Here is a 2,853-nt window from a genome sequence, read left to right on the forward strand (position 1 = left end):
GCCTCTTTTATTTCATACTTCCCTGTAGTCCGGCATTTTTAAGGCAGCCAGGTAGAAACTATCAGACCATTTACACTGATATTATACAAGGATATTAATTTAACGCGTTTTATAGGAATGAGTAACATTGTAAATTAATTTATTTGTAAATACAATACACTTTCTAATAATCCGAATTATTATATTAATATATTTTTYCAGATAATTAACGAAGGTAATTTATTGTTCCACCATCAATTCATCTCCTTTACAGTATGTTACCCATTACACCTTCTCCTTTACATTAATGTCTATTTCTTATTCTAATCAATAATATTAGTTGTTAGTTACTTCTAAGGAGCAAAGTCAGCAACAATCAGCTGAAAGTAAATATTAAAAATAAAAGGCTAAAACCCTTGATGCATCAAGGATTTCAGCCTTTCCAATAAGTAGTCCTGTAGTGGAATTGAATAAATAGAGTTCCTTAAAGTAGGTCTAGACTTCATAAAAAGCTACCGTCTTTATTATAGCTTTTCTATACATTCTCAACGTTACAATCCTCCCGATTCATAGATTGTTGAAATGGCTCTGCGTGACTGATCCTAATGTTTACAGAACTTTGCAAAATTATGCTTTGGTGTAGGAAATACCACTTTGACCCTTCCAGCGGTAAGAAGTTGCTTCTCTCGTATACCTGTTAACCTTTCTTTTAAACCTGGATACATTCCGCAATATTCCTACTTTACCTATATTCTCTTACTCAATCGAGTTCTAGACTATTATTCCAGAAATAAAAAATTGACTTCCCTTTATAACAAAACTAATATGGATAAGTCAGCTTTATGGAAGGTGGTTTATGATGAACTATCAGGCACTTTTGCAAATGAATACCATTTTTATTAGCATCCTAATTGAATCCCTTCCCTTCATCCTATTGGGAGTCCTTATATCTGGAATAATCCAAATGTTTGTGTCTGAAGAGATGATTGCAAAGATTATACCAAAAAACCCAGTCTTGTCTGTCTTATACGCAATAGGTGCAGGAGTCTTATTTCTTGCATGCGAGTGTGGAATTGTCCCGATTACCCGCCGCTTAATTGCTAAAGGTGTTCCTCTTTCAGCGGCCATTGCCTTTATGCTTTCTGCACCTATTCTTAATCCCATTGTTCTGTTTTCTACTTATATTGCGTTTGGGAATAGTTGGAGTATGGTTTTCTATCGTGGCGGAATTGCATTTTTGGTCGTCATTATTATTGCATGCATCCTATCCTTTCAATTTAAAACTAATCAACTGAAACATGATCATATAGGACATACCCATCACCATTCTCATACATTTACAGACAAAGTAAAAGGAATGTTTAGACACTCGATTGAAGAGTTCTTTTCTGTAGGAAAATATTTAATTATTGGCGCACTTCTGGCAGCCGCCATTCAAACCTTTTTGAAAACATCCCTATTGCTTGAAATTGGTCAAGGAAATCTATCAGGGAATGTAGTAATGATGGCTTTGTCTTATGTCATGTCCTTGTGTTCTCAAGCAGACGCCTTTGTTGCAAGTTCTTTTAGAAGTACCTTTTCGACCTCTTCCCTAGTTGCTTTTCTTGTATTTGGGGCCATGTTCGATATCAAAAATACGATAATGCTTTTAGGTACGTTTAAAACAAAATTTGTTTTATGCTTGATGGCCTATATATTTATTTCCGTACTTGGCTTAACATTATTGTTTATTTCTTAAAGAGGGTGTTATATATGGTTCGTTTATTTATATTACTTGGACTTACTTTTTTATTTATGCATTTACACGCCTCAGGGAATATATCGAAATATATTAATATGGAGTACTCTTATGTTTCACAGATTGCTATCTATATCCTTGCTATTTTTACGTTAATGGGCTCTTACCTTTATTTAAAAGAAGGAGATCAAGAAGAGTGTGAAGAGTGTCATCAAGGACATGATCACTCTCATGAAAACAAGGTATGGAAAAAAATCCTTACTTACTCGCTATTTTTGATTCCCATTTTCACCGGCCTTTTTCTGCCTGTTGCCACGATGGATTCAAATATCGTAGAAAAAAAAGGATTTCATTTCCCAGTATACGATGACACAGATGAATATAGTCAGCATCAATTTCTGCAGCCTGATACGAGTCTTTATTATGGTAAGGATGACTATTTAACTTTAATGGACCAGTCACTCAAAAGCTTAGTCGAATATAATAGAATTCATTTAACCGACGAAAACTACCTTACCGATTTAGAAGCCATCTACTACTCTCCTGGAAAGTTCACCGGTAAACAAATTACGTTAACCGGATTTTCCTATAATTCAGAGGATGTAGCCAAAAACCAGGTATTTCTGTTTCGTTTCGGTATCATTCACTGTGTCGCAGATTCTGGGGCATTCGGTATGTTAATTGAATTTCCGGAAGGGATGAATCCTAAAAATGATGAGTGGTATTCCGTGACAGGAGAATTAGAAACCATTTATTATCAGCCATTTAAGAAAACCATTCCGATACTCAAAGTATCATCATATAATAAAACCGTTGAACCTAAGGATCCATATGTATATAGACAATATTAGGAACTTAGCCATTAAAAGGTAAGGATACGATATCCTTACCTTTCTTTGTAAAAACCTATAAAGTTCAACATATAACAATTCCGCAATATTTATATTTATATGGAAATAACCCCTAAAACTAATGCCGCAATAGTCATAACTGCAGTGGTTCCTAACGCCCACTTTATAGCAAATCTCTGCAGATCTCCAAATTCAATCCCAACCATCCCTATTAGCAAGTGTGCAGCTGCAACTAAAGGACTAATTACATGTAAGGGTTGACCTAATATAGAGGCACGCCCAATT

2 protein-coding genes, 1 pseudogene and 1 riboswitch are annotated in these 2,853 nt (G+C 34.9%); of the genes and pseudogenes, 2 read left to right on the forward strand and 1 reads right to left on the reverse strand.

All coding sequences use genetic code 11. The annotated features are described in order from the left end of the window. Positions 1-5: 5 nt before the first annotated feature. A riboswitch (purine riboswitch) is annotated at positions 6-109 on the reverse strand. Positions 110-835: 726 nt separating this feature from the next. After that, positions 836-1,717, forward strand: coding sequence for a permease (locus AC1DUW_RS24915; protein WP_387591929.1), 882 nt, complete (start codon positions 836-838; stop codon positions 1,715-1,717). A gap of 14 nt (positions 1,718-1,731) precedes the next feature. Further along, the gene (locus AC1DUW_RS24920) at positions 1,732-2,568 is read left to right on the forward strand and encodes a TIGR03943 family putative permease subunit (RefSeq protein WP_477643730.1); all 837 of its coding nucleotides are present in this window, start codon (positions 1,732-1,734) and stop codon (positions 2,566-2,568) included. Positions 2,569-2,663: 95 nt separating this feature from the next. Here the strand turns inward: AC1DUW_RS24920 and AC1DUW_RS24925 are convergent. Then, positions 2,664-2,853: pseudogene (locus AC1DUW_RS24925) on the reverse strand (citrate transporter); the annotation flags it as partial.

This window comes from Peribacillus sp. P4_C12, from assembly GCF_056402095.1.